This window comes from Limnomicrobium aquaticum (assembly GCF_040545545.1).
GTDB classification, from domain to species: domain Bacteria; phylum Pseudomonadota; class Alphaproteobacteria; order Rhizobiales; family Rhizobiaceae; genus Ensifer_A; species Ensifer_A aquaticum.
Map to the genome: position 1 here is coordinate 1002942 of NZ_JBEPMB010000001.1, position 16517 is coordinate 1019458.

Genomic DNA, 16517 nt, shown 5'->3' on the forward strand with positions numbered 1-16517 from the left:
TGTTTTTACGCAATCCCGGACGCGAAACCGGTTTCCACTTTTTGCGCGGAATTACGCTAGAGAATGCACGGGCGCTATTCAGGCTGATATGCCTCGCCATAAGAATTGCTTCGCCAGTTGTAATATCGATGGCGGAGCCAGGGGCGATCTTGCCCGTCCAGCGCGCCGATGATCCGGTAGGCCGGTGGCGATGGTTGATCAGAAGATTTCGATGAACTCCGGGTGTCCTGCGGCTTATCGGCGGTTTCTTCGAGGTAGATGGCAAGGGCACCGCGCCGGCGGAGGGCGTTTCGGTCGAAAAGCTGTCCCTCCCCCGGCCCGCATGTGGGCTCGCGCAGGAACGAAGCCGCGATCACGATTTGCGCCTGCCGGCAGGCGGGACCTTGAAACGCGAAATCGCTGAAGGTTGCGATCAGGAGACTGTCTGCAGGCTTGCCGATGCACCAGTCGCGTCCGGAACATAGAAAGCGTCCGGGTTCGACAGTCTTGCCAGCAGCCTCCATGGCATCCTCCACCTTCCATTCGTCCGCCTCAGTAAGCGGCTTTCGAGCGCCTTCGCGCTCAAGCGCAAGTTTGGGCACGTTGCCCGGCTTGACTGTCTCCCGCGATGCCAATGCTCTCGTCCACTGATCCATCACGAAGGTGGATGGACGGGCGGTGTTTGTCGTGAGTTTGTCCAGCATGAGCAGGCCGACGAGATCTGCTGTTTCCGACACGACCACATCCGGTCGCCTGGCAGCGCCAAAGGACACGGTGAGAACCAGTGTTGCCGTGAAAAGGCAGGCGCCGGCCACTCTGAAGAGCCTGCTGCGTGGCAGGATCGTGAGAACGAGGGCCAGGCTCGTTGATGGCAGAACCCAGCCAGCCATCTGACCCGTGACGACGTCGCCACCGAGCGATGAAACGAATCGTGCCACCGCCATGGTGCATTCCAGCCCCAGTCCCATGATGCGGAGCGGATAGTAGTCCAGCCCGAACGGCATCAGGATCACCGCGAGGAAGCCGGCTGGCATGACGATGAAGGATATGAAAGGCATTGCAGCGACATTGCCAAGCGTGCCAAGCAGGGTCAGCCGCTGAAAATGCGTGACAGAGAAGATGGCGGTCGCAACACCGGCGATTTCCGAGGTCAGCATGACGCCACCGACTGCGCGAATGGCGGGAAGGACGTTGGCATAGAGCGGAATCCCGCTGAACCTGCGGAACTCCATGGGCCGCAGTTGCCACAGCGAGTAACCTGAAATGAGGGCGGTCGCGGCAGCGAACGACATCTGGAAGCTCGGCCCGAGCGCACTCGAAGGAGAGACTATGAGGATCGCCAGCGCGGCGAGAGCCACGCTTCTCAAAGTCAACACACTTCGCGCGACGATGACCCCTCCCATCCCGACAGCCAGCATGATGTAGGAGCGGACCGCCGGCACGGGCATTCCCGAAATCAGCAGATAGAGCCCGCTTGCCGTGATCGCGCCCAAAGCCGCATAGGTTTTGGCCGGGCGCGACTGGATGAAGCCGGGAAACAGGCTGAAAATCATGCGCAGGCCCACAAAGGAGATACCGGCCGCAAGCACCATATGGAGGCCGGAGATCGAATAGACGTGCGCAAGACCGGAGATGCGCAGGGCTTCGAGCCCCTCCTTCGAAAAGGCTGCGGTATCGTTCGTCACCAGAGCGCTCGCGAAGGCGCCGATGTCTCCCGGCAGGACCGACAGAATGCGCCGGTTGATGGCGCCCCGCAGGTCGGCAAGCCAGTCCTGAAACGTCTTTGAGAAGGTGTCGGACGCGGCCGGTTCTTCCGACACGGCATGTGGAGCACCCATGAAACCGCCGATGGCTCCAACGCCGTTGAAATAGCTGCTGAAGGCAAAATCGTTCATGCCCGGCAGAACCGGGCCCGAGGGCGGCTGAAGCCGGGCCAGCCCCTTGATCACGGTTCCGGGCGGAAAGGACGTGCCCTGCCCCCGCACACCCAGCAGCGCCGCGGTGGGCGGCCTTTTCAGGCGCGGCCGCTCGGTCTTGAGGATTTGCACGGTATAGCGCCAGCGTCCTGCTTCCCGCATTTCGACATCGATGACGCGCGCCGTCAGGGTGGTGGAGATGGGACTGTCGATAATGACCGTTTCGCTGTGCGCCGTCTGATACCAGGCAGCCAGGGCTCCCGCGAGAATGAAAGCCGCGAGACGCACGGGTATCTGTTTTGCCGGCGCCGAGTAACGGGTCAGGAACAGGAGCGGAAGCAGGACAATGCCCCACGCAATGAGCCGGATCTTCGGCGGATCTACGGCGAGATTGAACCACCAGACCGCGCCGATAATCATGAAGACGGGATAGAGGAGAAAGACGTGGCCATGCGCGACTTCCGTCTCGGCTGCGTCCATGATCGCGACACGCCATTTGCCCCATAAGCGCAGTATATCGCGGCGGCGAGACAGGCCGGTTCCTCTGCTGCGGCCAGGCGGGGATGATACCGCAGCAGGGGGCGCAACACGCCGACGCTGCGGCGCGTCATTCAGTTCCAGAATTTCCTCATCCGTCCCCACGCCGCCGCCCCCGGCCCCGCATGACAGACAGATTGCAACCTAAAATGGGTGGATGCAAGTCCCGCTTCGGCGAGCGAAAAAAGCGTCTAGATTTCAGCAGCTTGTTTTCAATCGATTTGAAAGGAGACAGCCTTTTGAAAAATGCGACAGCAGGAATAAAAACTTCCAAAAGTTGATTTCGCGCATGCACAATTCGGCACAACGAGTGCTTGGCAGGGGCGAATAAATCGGATAGCAAATTCGCCATAGTCTCATTCAATGCCCGCGACAGCAGCCGCGGCTATCATCGAACTCCCGGAGGCAAACATGGCCGATAATGCGGTTTTTTCTCTCGACGACAAAAAGGCAGACATGACGGTCCGAAAGGGCACGATCGGGCCGGACGTCGTCGACATCGGCGCTCTTTACAAGAATACCGGGATGTTCACCTATGACCCCGGTTTCACGTCGACGGCTTCGTGCGAGTCCAAGATCACGTATATCGACGGCGACGAAGGCGTTCTCCTGCATCGCGGCTATCCGATCGAGCAGCTGGCCGAACAGGGCGATTTCCTCGAGACCTGCTATCTGCTTCTCTACGGCGAACTTCCCACGGCTGCCCAGAAGAAGGACTTCGACACGCGCGTGACGCGCCACACGATGGTCCATGAGCAGATGAGCCGCTTCTTCACCGGTTATCGCCGTGACGCCCACCCGATGGCCGTCATGGTCGGCACGGTCGGCGCGCTGTCCGCCTTCTATCACGACTCGACCGACATCACCGATCCGCATCAGCGCATGGTCGCCTCGCTGCGCATGATCGCCAAGATGCCGACGATTGCTGCCATGGCCTACAAGTACCATATCGGCCAGCCCTTCGTTTACCCGAAGAACGATCTCGATTACGCGGCCAACTTCCTGCACATGTGCTTCGCCGTGCCGTGCGAAGAGTACAAGGTGAACCCCGTCCTGGCCCGTGCCATGGACCGTATCTTCATCCTGCATGCCGACCACGAGCAGAACGCTTCGACATCAACCGTTCGCCTCGCCGGTTCGTCGGGCGCAAACCCGTTCGCCTGCATCGCGGCTGGCATTGCCTGCCTCTGGGGCCCGGCCCATGGTGGCGCTAACGAAGCAGCGCTCAACATGCTGATGGAAATCGGCACGGTTGATCGCATCCCAGAATATATCGCCAAGGCCAAGGACAAGAACGATCCGTTCCGCCTGATGGGCTTCGGTCACCGCGTCTACAAGAACTACGACCCGCGTGCCCGCATCATGCAGAAGACGATGTATGAAGTGCTGGAAGCAACCGGTCACGGCGACGACCCGCTGATGAAGGTGGCGCTCGAACTCGAAAAGATCGCCCTCAACGATCCTTACTTCGTCGAGAAGAAGCTCTATCCGAACGTGGACTTCTATTCGGGCATCACGCTGCGCGCGCTCGGCTTCCCCACGACCATGTTCACAGTTCTCTTCGCACTTGCTCGCACCGTCGGCTGGGTTGCGCAGTGGAACGAAATGATCGAAGACCCGCAGCAACGCATCGGTCGTCCGCGCCAGCTCTATACTGGCGCAGCCAAGCGCGACTATGTGAAGGTCGACAAGCGCTAATCGCTGGCCGGCGTTCAATTATACAATAAAAGAAGCCGGCTCTTACGCCGGCTTTTTCGTGTCCAGAAGGTCGAGTATGGCGCTGGCTGCCAGCTCACCGGAGGGGCGTGAAACCGACATGCGGTTCCAAACGTCGCGATAACCTGCCAGCATCGCGGCGCGTTGCGGCGTATCCGCTATCAAGCGTTCGACCCAGCGGACCGGCGCTGCGGGTCGTAGCAGATCGTTGATATATTCCGGGATCACCGGGTAGTCGGCAATCAGGTTCGGCAGCGCGGCGCTCCAGATCTTGATGCGGCTTGCCAGGAATTTGACAATCGGATCGGTGCGATAGATTGAAACGGTGGGGACGCCGGCCATCGCCAGTTCCAGAATGACAGTCCCGGACGCAGCGATGGCTGCATCGGCTCGGGCGAAGGCATCCCATTTGAAGGCGTCGCCCGTTTCGCATGCCGGCGCTACGCTCCAGGTCGATATCGTTTGCCGGATAAGTTCTTTCTGTCTCGCCACCGCCGGCAGCAGGAATTTCGTCCCCGGGTGTCGCGCCGCGATTTCAGCCGCGGCCTGTCCCATAACGTCGCCGAGGCGCTTGATTTCGGAACTGCGGGACCCAGGCAGCAGCAGAATGGTGGGAGCGGAGCCCGGTTCGCGACTTTCGCGCGCGGCACGAACGCGAAGGATATCGGGATCCGCAGACAGCCGATGCCCCACATAGAGGGTTTTTGGCCCGCCAAGCCGATGCATGACAGCCGGCTCGAAAGGCAGGACCGCAAGGACCAGATCGACGTAATCCAACATGGCCTGCGCGCGATACTCTTTCCAGGCCCAGACGCTCGGGCAGACATATTGGATGACAGGAAGGTCCGGCAATAGCTTCCGGACCCGTTTGGCCACCCGGTGTGTGAAATCGGGACTGTCAATGATCAGCAGTGCATCCGGACGCTCTGCGATGATGGCCGCCGCCGTCTGGCGAATGCGGCCGACAAGTGATGGCAGCTTGGCCAGCACGTCGGCAATGCCCATCACCGAGAGTTCGGAAAAGTCGAAGAGCGACTTCAGGCCCTCGCGCTGAAGCCGGTCGCCGCCAACGCCGAAGAGTTCAACGTCGCGTCCGCTACGCCGAATGGCAGCCACGAGGTCGCCGCCAAGAATGTCGCCGGAAACCTCCCCTGCAATGACTGCCAGTTTCAAGGGCCTGTTCATGTCGCCTCCGCAGCTTCAGGGCGCGATATCTCGACGCCAAGCACGAACATCCCTGCAGCGTTTGCGGCCTCGGTGAGTTCCGACCTGTCCAGGAGAAGAGAGCGCCCTGCTTCCCCGACAATCCCGGCGAGACCTGCAAGGGACGCATTCTTCAACGTGGTCAATCCGATCGCCGGCAGGTCCGCGCGCTCATCCTGTTGTGGCTTCGCGAGCTTCACGAGAACGCCCTTGCGGCGGCTGGAGATCCGGCCGCTGGCTCTCATTTCGGCGACCCGCTTCAGCATCGCATCTGTGCCTTCGGGCCCTTCAAGCGCGACGACGCGACCGCCCACGGCAACCGCGCCCTGCCCGATGTCAAGCCGCCCAAGCTGCAGCGCGGCTTCGATCCCGACGCGGATGTCCTCCTCCGCCTCAGAGTCCGGCGTCCACCTACCCACGGGCCCCGCGGACGCGAGCAGGTCGGGGGCGATCTCGTGTGCGCCGATCACCCTGCATCCCAGCGCTTCGAGAAGTGCGATCACCATCTCCAATACGGCGTTGTCACCGCCACGGCGCAGGGTCTTCAGAACGAAGGGAACCGTAGCCAGAAAGCCCAGCGTGGGGCGAATCTGCCGCCATTCGGGGCGGCGGCGAACCGAGCCGGACAGAACGACCCGCGTAATGGAAAAGCGCCGGAAGAGTTCCTTGATGCCGGCGAAATTGCCAACCGAAGCATGCTCCAGATCGTAACCGTTCCATTCAGGCCCGGCTTCACCAAGCAACTGGATGATCAGCGGGTTCTCTCCGTTTCGGCGAGCCGCCTCAGCCAGATAATGCGGAAGGAGACCACCGCCGGCGATGATCGCCAACCTGCCGGACGCTGACTGATCGCCGGCCTGCATGGCGCGTCAGCCCTTGCGGCGGCGCGCTGGCGTCGACAGTGCGCGGTCGGCTTCTGCCGCGATAAAGTCGAGGATGTCAATCACCTGCGGGCAATCCTCGTATTCGTGGCGAATGGCAGCAGCCTTGTCGCGCACGGAACCCTCACCTTCGAAAATTGCCTTGTAGGCATGACGCACGCGGTGAATGACCGCCCGATCGATGCCAGCCCGGCTCATTCCAACCACGTTCAGCCCTTCCAGCAGGCCGGGGTTACCGTTGAGAATGCCGTAGGGAATGACGTCATAGGAGACAGCAGACAGACCGCCGATAAAGGCGTTGCGGCCGATACGCGTGAACTGGTGCACAGCCGCACCACCGCCGATGATTGCGTGATCGCCGACGATCACATGGCCGGCCAAAAGCACGTTGTTGGACATGATGACATGGTTGCCGACCTGACAATCGTGCGCCACATGCGAATAGGCGAGAAACAGGCAACTGTCGCCCACGACTGTCCGACCGCCATGCTCCACCGTGCCGGTGTTCATCGTCACGCCTTCGCGGATCGTGCAATTGCGCCCGATCTCCAGCGTCGTATCCACGGCGCTATGCTTGGCACTTTGGGAATCGCCACCGACAACGGCGGACTGAAATATTCGCGTGCCCTCTCCCACCGTCGTGCGTCCGACAACGACAGCATGGCTCACCAGTTCAACGTTGGCGCCCAGAACAACCTTCGGACCGACGTGACAGAATGGCCCGATGACAACGCCTTCACCGATCTCAGCGCCGTCATCGACGACCGACATCGGGTGAATCCGCGCGCTGCCTGCAATCTTGCTCATGATCATGCCTTGTTATGCAGCATGGCGCCGATATCGGCCTCGGCCACGAGCTGGCCATCGACCTTTGCGTCGCAATGGAATTTCCAGATATTGCCGCGCTGCTTCTGCTTGGTCACGTGGTATTCCACGCGATCCCCCGGGCGGACCGGCTTGCGGAAGCGCGCATTATCGATGGTCATGAAGTAGACCAGCTTCGCGCCGCCGCCTTGCATGCGCGCGCAGATCGCGCCGGCTGTCTGCGCCATGCCCTCGATCAACAGAACGCCCGGCATGATCGGTTCGCCGGGGAAATGCCCCATGAACTGCGGCTCGTTGGCGGTGACGTTCTTGATGCCAATCGCGGAATTGTCGCCATCGATCTCGAGGATCTTGTCGACAAGCAGGAATGGATAGCGATGCGGAAGCAGAGCCATAAGCTCTTGAATTTCCGCGGTTGCCAGTTGCGATTTCACGTCTTCGCTCATGCGCTCTCTCCGCCTTTTGCCTTCCGCGCCCCGGATCTCGCCGCGCGCTCGGCGATTTCGCGGAAGAACTCCTTGATGGGACGTGCGGGCTGTCCCGCGACTTTCTCGCCCGGAGGCACATCGTTCATGACGCCGCTCATGGCTGCGACCTGGGCACCGTCGCCGATCGAGATGTGACCGTTGATGCCTGCCGCACCGCCAATCTGCACGCCATTTCCGATCTTCGCGCTGCCTGCCACGCCGACTTTGCTGACCAGCGCGCAATGACGACCGATCTGTACGTTATGGCCGATCTGTACCTGGTTGTCGATCTTGGTTCCCTCGCCGATCACGGTGTCGTCCATCGTGCCGCGGTCGATCGTGGTTTCTGCGCCAATCTCGACGTTGTCCTGAATGATCACACGGCCGATCTGGACGATCTTGATCATGCCCGTCGGACCCGGCGCATAGCCGAAACCGTCCTGACCGATGCGCGCGCCGTTGTGAATGATGACATTGTTGCCGATAAGAGAGCACAGCACACTCGCACCGCCTGCAATCGTGCAGTCGCGACCGATCTTGACCGCGTTGCCGATCATCGCACCCGGTCCAATGCGGCTCCCGGCCCCTATTGCGACATGAGCGCCGATAACAGCATGCGGCTCAACGATCACGCCAGGCTCAAGCACCGAAGTCGGATGAACGACGGCGAGCGGCGAAATGCCTTCGGACTGAGCAATTGTCTCGGGACGCGCTGCCGATGGATGGAGGATCAGCCCTGCAAGCGCAAACGCCGCATGTGCGCTCTTTGCCACCAGAGCCGGGATATGTCCGGGCACCAGAGACAGGAGTGCCTCATCGCAAATGATTGCGGACGCCCTGCAGGTCTCCAGTTCGGCCCTGTTCTTTCGCGAGAGCATATAGCAGATGTCACCTTCCACCGCACGGTAAACCGGCGCGACGGAGCGGATCATAACATCTGCATCTTCGGATTTATGAAGCGAAGCGCCAATGCGCTCCGCAAGCTTCCCCAGCGCCACACCCTCGTGGCGCGGGAAAAACGCATCTCTTTCCATAGGCCAAGCCCCAGAACGGATAACCGTGTTTCGTGTTCCGGACAGGCTTTATCAGAAATTCGTCTGGATGCCGAACTTGATTCTTTCGACCTGATCGAAAGACTGCTTCTTGACCGGGAAGGCATAGTCTACGCGCAGCGGACCAAAGGGCGACGCCCAGATCACGCTGGCGCCGACTGATGCACGCCACGACTGGTTGATGCCATTGGCAGCCTGACCGCCGAGATTGACCGAGTTACCGAACAGCGTCGCCGCGTCAGCAAAGACGGCACCACGCAGACCGTAATCTTCAGGAATACCCGGCATCGGGAACGTGGCTTCAGCAGAAGCGGTGAAGTAGTTCAAGCCGCCGAGAACGTCACCGTTGGCCATGCGCGGACCGATACCGGTCGACGAGAAGCCACGGATTTCGTTCGAACCGATCTTGAACTGGTCGAACACGAGCGTGCCACCCTTGAGCGAACGCATGACACCACCGCCAACACTCAGCGAACCGATGATATCGGCTTCATCCGAAAGCGTGTGGTAATAGCGCACCTTGCCAGTCAGCTTGTAGTAACGCGAGTCGCCACCAAGACCGGCGACTTCCTGCGTGATGTTGCCGACAAAGCCGTCATGCGGAAGCTTCTGGTCATCCAGCGAGTTGTAGGACAACGTTGTGGCGATCGACGAACGATACCACGGGCTGTTGGCAACAACGTTCTGATACGGCGCAGAAAGAGCTGCCGTGTTGCTGCTCTTGTAGTTGATCTTCGCGAACGCGTAGGTCGCCGATGCGGTCAGCTCGTCCGTGATAGGCGCAGACATACGGAGGTTGAAGCCTTCGGTGTCGAACGTGTAGTTCGACTGGCTGGAGTCCGTCGTCTTGTAAATGTCGAAGCCGGCAGCAAGGCGATAGCCCAGGAAGTAAGGCTCCGTGAAGGACAGCGAGTAGTTGCGCGTCTTGAGACCGCCGCTCGCTGCCACGCGGATATACTGTCCGCGGCCGAGGAAGTTCTTGTCTTCGATCGAGGCTTCGAGAACGAAGCCTTCGCCGCCGGTGACGTAACCAGCGCCAATACCGAACGAAGCGGACGGCTGATCCTGAACGTCGACAATAATGACGACTCGGTCCGGCGAGCTGCCAGGAGCGGTCGAGACGTTGACTGCAGCGAAATAGCCGAGCTTTTCAAGACGGCGCTTGGCTTCCAGGATCGCTTCCTGATTGAATGCATCGCCTTCCGCCAGATCGAATTCGCGACGGATCACGTAATCGCGCGTGATCGTGTTGCCGCGGATTTCGATACGTTCGACATAGGCGCGCTCGCCCTGGTCAACAAGATAATCCACAGAAATCGTGTTTCCACCCACTTCGCGGTTGCCGCGCGGGGTAACACGGGCAAAAGGATAGCCGGCAGAAGAGACGCGCTTCGAGATTGCCGAAACGGATTTTTCGATATCGCGAGCTTTATACGTATCGCCCGGACGGCTGACGATAAGTGACTTCAGATCATCACCATTGACGCCCGGTACGGTCGACTGAACGTTCACGTTGCCGATCTTGTACTGCTCACCTTCCTCGACCGTGATCGTGATCGTATATTCATTCGTCTTTTCGTTCAGCTGAACGTCATCCGAAACGATGCGGAAGTCGGCATAACCGTGGTTGTAGTAGAACTGACGCAGAGCGTCTTCGTCCGCCTTCATCTTCTGCGGATCATAGATATCCTGGCGTGTGATGAAGGACAGAATGCCGGATTCCTTGGTCGCCAGTACGCTGTGCAGGCGCGTGTCGCCAAAAGCGCGGTTACCAACGAAATTGATGTGCGTGATCTTGGTGCGTTCGCCTTCATTGATTTCGAAGGCAAGGTTCACGCGGCCGCTGCCGACATTGTAGGTCTGCGTGGTGATCGTGACGTCCGAGCGACCGATTGCCGCATAGGCCTTCTTGATCGCCTGAATGTCGGAGTCGATCATTGCCTGGCTATACGGGCCGAGGGGACGCGACTGCACGACGCCAGCAAGCTTCTCATCCTTGAGCTTCTTGTTGCCATTGAAAACCACGGCATTCAGGAGCTGGTTCTCGTTGACGCTCACAACAAGCGTCCCACCGGACACATTGATGCGGACATCCGAGAAGAAGCCGGTCGAATAAAGACGCTTCACGGACGCGTCGATATCGGACGGGCTGAAATCCTTGCCTGGCTGGATCGTCAAATTGTCTTTGACAGTCTGCGCACCGACGCGGTTTGCACCCTTAACCTCGACGCGGCGGATGACCGCTGCTGCTGCATCATCGGGCAGAGAAACCACTACACCCGCACCCGCAACGCCGGCAGACAACGCAACTGCCGATACAGCGTTCAAAAATCTTGAACCAGCCTTCATTTCCAACTTTACCTTTTTACCTTGGCCGTAGACAGCCCAAAGAACGACTCCGGTCATGCTTGCCGTTTTAGCGGCTTTTCCCATACAAGCAAGGCCGGAGGTTAAATTCTGTTTACTTCAATTCGAAGCGTGGCTCAATCGACACGCATCGCTTCAAACAGGGTAAACAAAGCATTTCCAAAACAAATTCAGCTTACAAGACGGGCAATGTCATTCCAGGTGGCGAAGACCATGAGCGAAAGAACCATGGCAAGACCGATCCGGAACGCAATCTCTTGCGCGGCGGGTCCCACCGGCCGTCCCCTCACGGCTTCAATTGCATAGAACAGAAGATGGCCGCCATCAAGCACCGGAACCGGCATAAGGTTCAAAAGCCCGATTGAAACGGACAGCACGGCTGCAAGCTGGAGGAGAGCGGCAATTCCCAGCGATGCCATCTCGCCGGATGCCTGCGCAATCCGGATCGGCCCGCCAAGCTGGTCGGCCTTCATGCGGCCTGCGATCATGTTGGAAATATAATCATATGTGCCGGTTACGACGTGCCAGCTTTGCAACGCGCCCTCACCCAATGCCTGGACCGGGTTCAGTTTCTCCACCCGGAAATTGCCGGACTGCGCGTTGCTCATGATGCCGATAATGCCGACTTCGATCTTGTTGCCGAAATTGTCGGGAATCTCGGTGGAAACCGGCGTCACGAAGAGATCGATCTTCTGGCCGGCACGCTCGACCCTCGCATCGATACGGATGCCAGGGCGCATGCTCACATAACGCTGAAGGTCTGTGAAGGTCGCAACAGAATTGCCGTCGACGGAGATAATGCGGTCACCGGGCTTGAAGCCGGCCTGCTCCGCAGCGCTCCCTGCCTTCACTTCAGAAACAACCGGGTCGCTGACCGGCTTGCCGTAGATCGAGAAGATGACGGCGAAGATCGCAATCGCAAGGATGAAGTTGGCGATGGGACCGGCAGCCACGGTGACCGCACGTTTCCACAGCTTTGCACCGTTGAAGGTTCGTGCGCGCTCCGCGTCGCTCAACGTCTCCAGCGTTTCGAAATCGGGACGGCTCGAAGCATCGTCGTCGCCATAAAAACGCACATAGCCACCGAGCGGAATGATCGAAAGCTTCCAGCGCGTTCCATGTTTATCGGTCCAGCCGACAAGTTCCGGTCCGAAGCCGATGGAGAAGGCCAAAATGCGGATGCCCGACCACCGGCCAGCCAAATAGTGACCCATCTCGTGCACGAAGACGAGAAGCGAGAGGACGAGGATGAAGGGGACGATGTATCCGCCCATAAATCCGGCCACTGTTTCAACCGCGTTCATCGGAAATCCTCCAGATCGAAAGGTCCGCGGACGCGCGGCTTCCTCGCATCATTGCGAAACCGCTCCCAATATAAAGGTTCCCGCGCCGTGATTCCAAGACGAGAGAAGCATTTTGAGAATGAAGGCGCCGGAACAGGCAAAAACAAGGCCGTCAATGCGATCCATCACACCACCGTGACCGGGAATGAGATGACTGGAATCCTTCACCTTGTAGCGACGCTTCATGAACGATTCGAACAGGTCGCCGACCTGGCTGAGAACGGAGAGAACGAGGGCGAGGAGGATGATCCAAAGCGAGACATTCTTCATGTAGCTCAGGACGACGATCGAGCCGCAAATGACGGCCGCAATGGCGCCGCCGATTGCGCCTGACCAGGTCTTTCCAGGCGAGATCGACGGCGCGAGCTTCTTTCCACCAATGGCGCGGCCGGTGAAATAGGCAGCAATATCCGTCCCCCAGACGACGGCGAAGATGAAGATCATGGCAATGAAGCCGGTGAAGCCGTCGCCCCGGATCTCGGCGAGCGAAACACCGGTGAGGCCGGCATAGACAACGCCAGCCGGGTTCCAGCGATTCTTCGCACGTATCAGCGAATAGAGAACGAGAAAAGCCACCGCCATCCAGAGATATTCGTTCCAGGCGTCCATGCCCTGTTCTGCCAGAATATCGAAGGCAATGAGCGCCATCGCGGCCCAGCCGGACCAGAAGGCTTCCGGATCGAGCGTGCGGGCACCGGTAATCCTGGTCCACTCGTAATGGACCAGCAAAGCGATGACGGCGGCGAGCAATGCAAAATATACGCCACCGAACCACGTCGCGGCCAGGACGAGAATACCAAGTACGATCGCGGAAAGGATGCGGAGCCGCAGTTCCTCGCTCATGGAGAACCGACGGCTTTCTCGGTGCCTTCTACAGCTCCGAAGCGGCGGTCTCGCGCCGCAAACGTGTCGAGCGCCTTGCGGAAGACATTCCTGTCGAAATCCGGCCAGAGTTCGGGAACGAAGACAAGCTCGCTATAAGCTGCCTGCCAAAGCAGGAAGTTTGAGAGACGTTCCTCACCGCTCGTCCGTATAATCAGATCGGGATCCGGAATGCCGGCCGTATCGAGGCGGTCATTGACCATCTCAGCCGAAATGTCTTCCGGATTGATCTTTCCAGCCGCGACGTCCTGGGCGATGCGGCGGCAGGCGCGGGCGATCTCGTCGCGTGCGCCATAGTTGAAGGCGATCACGAGGACGAGGCCCTTGTTGGCTTTCGTCGTCTCCTCGGCTTCCAGCAACAACTGAAGGATATCGCTCGAAAGCCTCTCGCGTTCGCCGATGATGCGGATGCGCACATCGGCAGCGTGAAGTTCGGCGAGGTCGCGCTTGATGAAGAGCTTGAGCAGCCCCATGAGATCGCTGACCTCATCGGCGGGGCGGCGCCAGTTCTCCGACGAGAAGGCATAGAGCGTCATGTAGGAAATGCCGAAGTGACGGGCGGACTTCACAGCCTCGCGCACGGCCTCAACACCCTTGCGGTGTCCGAAACCGCGAGGCATGCCTCGTGCCTTGGCCCAGCGGCCGTTGCCATCCATGATGATGGCGACATGCCTGGGAACCCCTGCCTGCCCCGCGTTATCCATCGCCCCGTCCAAATTCGAGCGCCCCAAAGATCCAAGGAATCCCTTAGACCTGCATGATTTCCTTTTCCTTCTCGGCCAAAGCCTTGTCGATTTCGACAATGGTCTCGTCGGTCATCTTCTGGATCTTGTCGGAAAGAACGCGGCTTTCGTCCTGGCCGATATCGCCATCCTTCTCAGCCTTCTTCGCTGCCTCCATGCCGTCGCGGCGCACATGGCGCGCGGCAACCTTGCCCTTTTCGGCATATTCATGCGCCAGCTTGACTAGCGACTTGCGGCGTTCTTCGTTCAGCTCGGGAAGCGGAATGCGCAGGTTCTGGCCGTCCACGATCGGGTTGAGGCCGAGGTTGGATTCGCGAATGCCACGATCGACAGCGCTCACCATCTGCTTGTCCCAGATCGAAACGCCGAGCATGCGCGGCTCGGGAACCGTGATGTTGGCAACCTGGTTCAGCGGCACGCGCGAGCCATAGGCTTCCACCATGACCGTATCGAGGAGGTTTGCGGATGCGCGGCCGGTCCGGAGCGACGCGATATCGCTCTTGAACGCCGTCACGGCGCCATCCATCCTGCGCTTGATATCGTTGAGATCGGCACCGCCTGCCATGGTCTTTACTCCATTCTTGGTATGACACCGTGGCTCGAAAGGAATCGAGCCCTGCGTCCGTCAGTTGTCCGTTACGATGGTCGCACGGCCGCCGCCGGTCAAGATTGCCGGGAAGCCTCCGCGCTCGTGGATCGAAAAAACGACGATCGGAATTGCGTTTTCCCGCGCCAGTGCAACGGCTGCGACGTCCATGACGGCCAGTCCCCTATCGAGGACTTCCTTGTGCGTCAATCGGTCGAAGCGGGTTGCATCGGGAACCTTCTTCGGATCGGCGGAATAGATGCCGTCGACCTGGGTTCCCTTGAAAAGGGCCTGTGCACCAATCTCCGCCGCGCGAAGCGCTGCGGCCGAATCGGTGGTGAAATAGGGATTGCCCGTGCCGCCGGCGAAGATCACCACGCGGCCGAGCGACAGGTGATAGACGGCGGCACGCTGGGAGAAACTTTCGCAGATTTCCGGCATGGCGATGGCCGAGAGCACGACCGTGTCGATGTCGAGCTTGCGCAGCGAGGTCGCGAGCGCCAGCGAATTGATCACCGTGCTCAGCATGCCCATGTGATCTCCGGTCACACGGTCCCCGCCCTTGGAGGCGACAGCGACGCCACGGAAGATGTTTCCGCCGCCGACGACAACGCCGACTTCGACACCCATCTTGCGCGCATCGGCGATGTCGGCAGCAATCCGGTCGGCAACGGCGACGTCGATCCCGAAGCCCTGATCACCCATCAGAGCTTCGCCGGAGGCCTTGAGGAGAACGCGCTTGTAGAGGGGTGAGGACGACATGGACGCTCCGTGATTGAACAGATGCCGCGAGGTCTGCTGGCATCGGCGCGGCGAGGCCGCAGCATAGATATAACCTATCGCCGCATACACGAAGGGCACCGCGTTGTCACGCGATGCCCCTCAGTTTTCCTTAATGGAATTCGATCAGCCCTTGGCGACAGCAGCCACTTCGGCCGCGAAGTCCGAGGCTTCCTTCTCAACGCCTTCGCCGAGCAGAAGGCGGGCCATGCCGACAACTTCGATGGCAGCGCCGGCTTCCTTTTCAGCTTCCTTGACGGCAGCGCCGACGGTCAGGTCGGGGTTGACGACGAAAGCCTGCGACAGAAGCGCAACTTCTTCGAAGAACTTGCGCATGCGGCCATCGACCATCTTTTCGATGATCGAGTCCGGCTTGCCGGACGCACGGGCCTGTTCGATGAAGATGGCGCGTTCGCGGTCGGCAGCAGCCTGATCGACTTCTTCGGCGCGGATGGCGAGCGGGTTCGTTGCAGCAATGTGCATGGCGACCTGACGACCGATCGAGGTCAGGACAGCCTTGTCGCCGACCGACTTCAGGGCGACGAGAACGCCGAGCTTGCCGATGCCGTCGCCGGCAGCGTTGTGGATGTAGGTCGCGACAACGCCGTGCTCGACTTCGAGAGCAGCGGAGCGGCGGAGCGCCATGTTTTCGCCGATCGTGGCGATCGCATCCTTGATCGAGTCGGTGACGGACTTGCCGGTTGCCGGGTAGGTCGCCTCGCCAACAGCCTCAACGGTGCCGTCGGTGGAGAGAGCAACCTGAGCAATGCCGCGAACGAGGTCCTGGAAGGCGTCGTTACGGGCAACGAAGTCGGTTTCGGAGTTCACTTCAACGACGACAGCCTTGTGGCCGGCCGATGCGATGGCGATGAGGCCTTCAGCAGCGGTGCGGCCCGACTTCTTGTCGGCCTTGGCGATGCCCTTGGCGCGCAGCCAGTCGATTGCGGCTTCCATGTCGCCGGCAGTTTCGGCCAGCGCCTTCTTGCAGTCCATCATGCCTGCGCCGCTCTTTTCGCGCAGTTCCTTGACCATTGCAGCGGTAATTTCCATGTCTCGCCTCTTTTATTTCCAGCGGTGCGGTTATGCGCACCATTTCATTTTGGGCTTAAATCGCCCGCGAATTGTTACAGGGTGATGAAGAACCGCGTCGTGATAAAACGAAAGCCGCCAGACATACGATGCTGGCGGCCCCGGACTTCAAAAGCCCCGTCGGGCGCGGGACAGGCCCGCGCCGTCAATA

Annotated in this window: 14 protein-coding genes; 1 reads left to right on the forward strand and 13 read right to left on the reverse strand. The window is 59.9% G+C overall.

The window, feature by feature from the left end:
* Nucleotides 1–74 precede the first annotated feature (74 nt).
* Nucleotides 75–2375, reverse strand: coding sequence for a ComEC/Rec2 family competence protein (locus ABID16_RS04980; RefSeq protein ID WP_354555229.1), 2301 nt, complete (start codon nucleotides 2373–2375; stop codon nucleotides 75–77).
* A gap of 468 nt (nucleotides 2376–2843) precedes the next feature.
* On the opposite strand from ABID16_RS04980, the gene gltA reads away from it, so the two are divergent.
* Nucleotides 2844–4130, forward strand: a complete 1287-nt coding sequence (gene gltA / locus ABID16_RS04985; protein WP_354555230.1) for a citrate synthase — start codon at nucleotides 2844–2846, stop codon at nucleotides 4128–4130.
* Between the two features lie 42 nt (nucleotides 4131–4172).
* On the opposite strand, the gene lpxB is transcribed toward gltA, so the two are convergent.
* From lpxB to tsf, 12 genes are all read right to left on the reverse strand, one after another.
* On the reverse strand, nucleotides 4173–5333 hold the full coding sequence (lpxB, locus tag ABID16_RS04990) for a lipid-A-disaccharide synthase (RefSeq protein ID WP_354555231.1): 1161 nt from the start codon (nucleotides 5331–5333) through the stop codon (nucleotides 4173–4175).
* Entirely contained in the window at nucleotides 5330–6214 is an 885-nt protein-coding gene (locus ABID16_RS04995; protein ID WP_354555232.1) for an LpxI family protein, read from the reverse strand. Before ABID16_RS04995 ends, lpxB begins: the two co-directional genes overlap by 4 nt.
* 6 nt (nucleotides 6215–6220) lie before the next feature.
* A complete protein-coding gene (lpxA, locus tag ABID16_RS05000; RefSeq protein ID WP_354555233.1) occupies nucleotides 6221–7039 on the reverse strand; it encodes an acyl-ACP--UDP-N-acetylglucosamine O-acyltransferase in 819 nt (272 codons plus the stop codon).
* Between the two features lie 2 nt (nucleotides 7040–7041).
* Nucleotides 7042–7503, reverse strand: coding sequence for a 3-hydroxyacyl-ACP dehydratase FabZ (fabZ, locus tag ABID16_RS05005; RefSeq protein WP_354555234.1), 462 nt, complete (start codon nucleotides 7501–7503; stop codon nucleotides 7042–7044).
* Complete coding sequence (lpxD, locus tag ABID16_RS05010; RefSeq protein ID WP_354555236.1) at nucleotides 7500–8558, reverse strand: UDP-3-O-(3-hydroxymyristoyl)glucosamine N-acyltransferase; 1059 nt, start codon at nucleotides 8556–8558, stop codon at nucleotides 7500–7502. The genes fabZ and lpxD overlap by 4 nt, the downstream gene beginning before the upstream one ends.
* 51 nt (nucleotides 8559–8609) lie before the next feature.
* Nucleotides 8610–10925, reverse strand: coding sequence for an outer membrane protein assembly factor BamA (bamA, locus tag ABID16_RS05015; RefSeq protein ID WP_354555237.1), 2316 nt, complete (start codon nucleotides 10923–10925; stop codon nucleotides 8610–8612).
* Nucleotides 10926–11113: 188 nt separating this feature from the next.
* On the reverse strand, nucleotides 11114–12247 hold the full coding sequence (rseP, locus tag ABID16_RS05020) for an RIP metalloprotease RseP (protein WP_354555238.1): 1134 nt from the start codon (nucleotides 12245–12247) through the stop codon (nucleotides 11114–11116).
* A 48-nt stretch (nucleotides 12248–12295) separates the two neighbouring features.
* Complete coding sequence (locus tag ABID16_RS05025) at nucleotides 12296–13129, reverse strand: phosphatidate cytidylyltransferase (protein WP_354555239.1); 834 nt, start codon at nucleotides 13127–13129, stop codon at nucleotides 12296–12298.
* Nucleotides 13126–13872, reverse strand: a complete 747-nt coding sequence (locus ABID16_RS05030; RefSeq protein WP_354555240.1) for an isoprenyl transferase — start codon at nucleotides 13870–13872, stop codon at nucleotides 13126–13128. The genes ABID16_RS05025 and ABID16_RS05030 overlap by 4 nt, the downstream gene beginning before the upstream one ends.
* Nucleotides 13873–13915: 43 nt before the next feature.
* Complete coding sequence (gene frr, locus ABID16_RS05035; protein ID WP_112695543.1) at nucleotides 13916–14476, reverse strand: ribosome recycling factor; 561 nt, start codon at nucleotides 14474–14476, stop codon at nucleotides 13916–13918.
* Between the two features lie 60 nt (nucleotides 14477–14536).
* On the reverse strand, nucleotides 14537–15259 hold the full coding sequence (gene pyrH, locus ABID16_RS05040) for a UMP kinase (RefSeq protein ID WP_354555241.1): 723 nt from the start codon (nucleotides 15257–15259) through the stop codon (nucleotides 14537–14539).
* 144 nt (nucleotides 15260–15403) lie between these two features.
* Entirely contained in the window at nucleotides 15404–16327 is a 924-nt protein-coding gene (gene tsf, locus ABID16_RS05045) for a translation elongation factor Ts (RefSeq protein ID WP_354555242.1), read from the reverse strand.
* Nucleotides 16328–16517 lie beyond the last annotated feature (190 nt).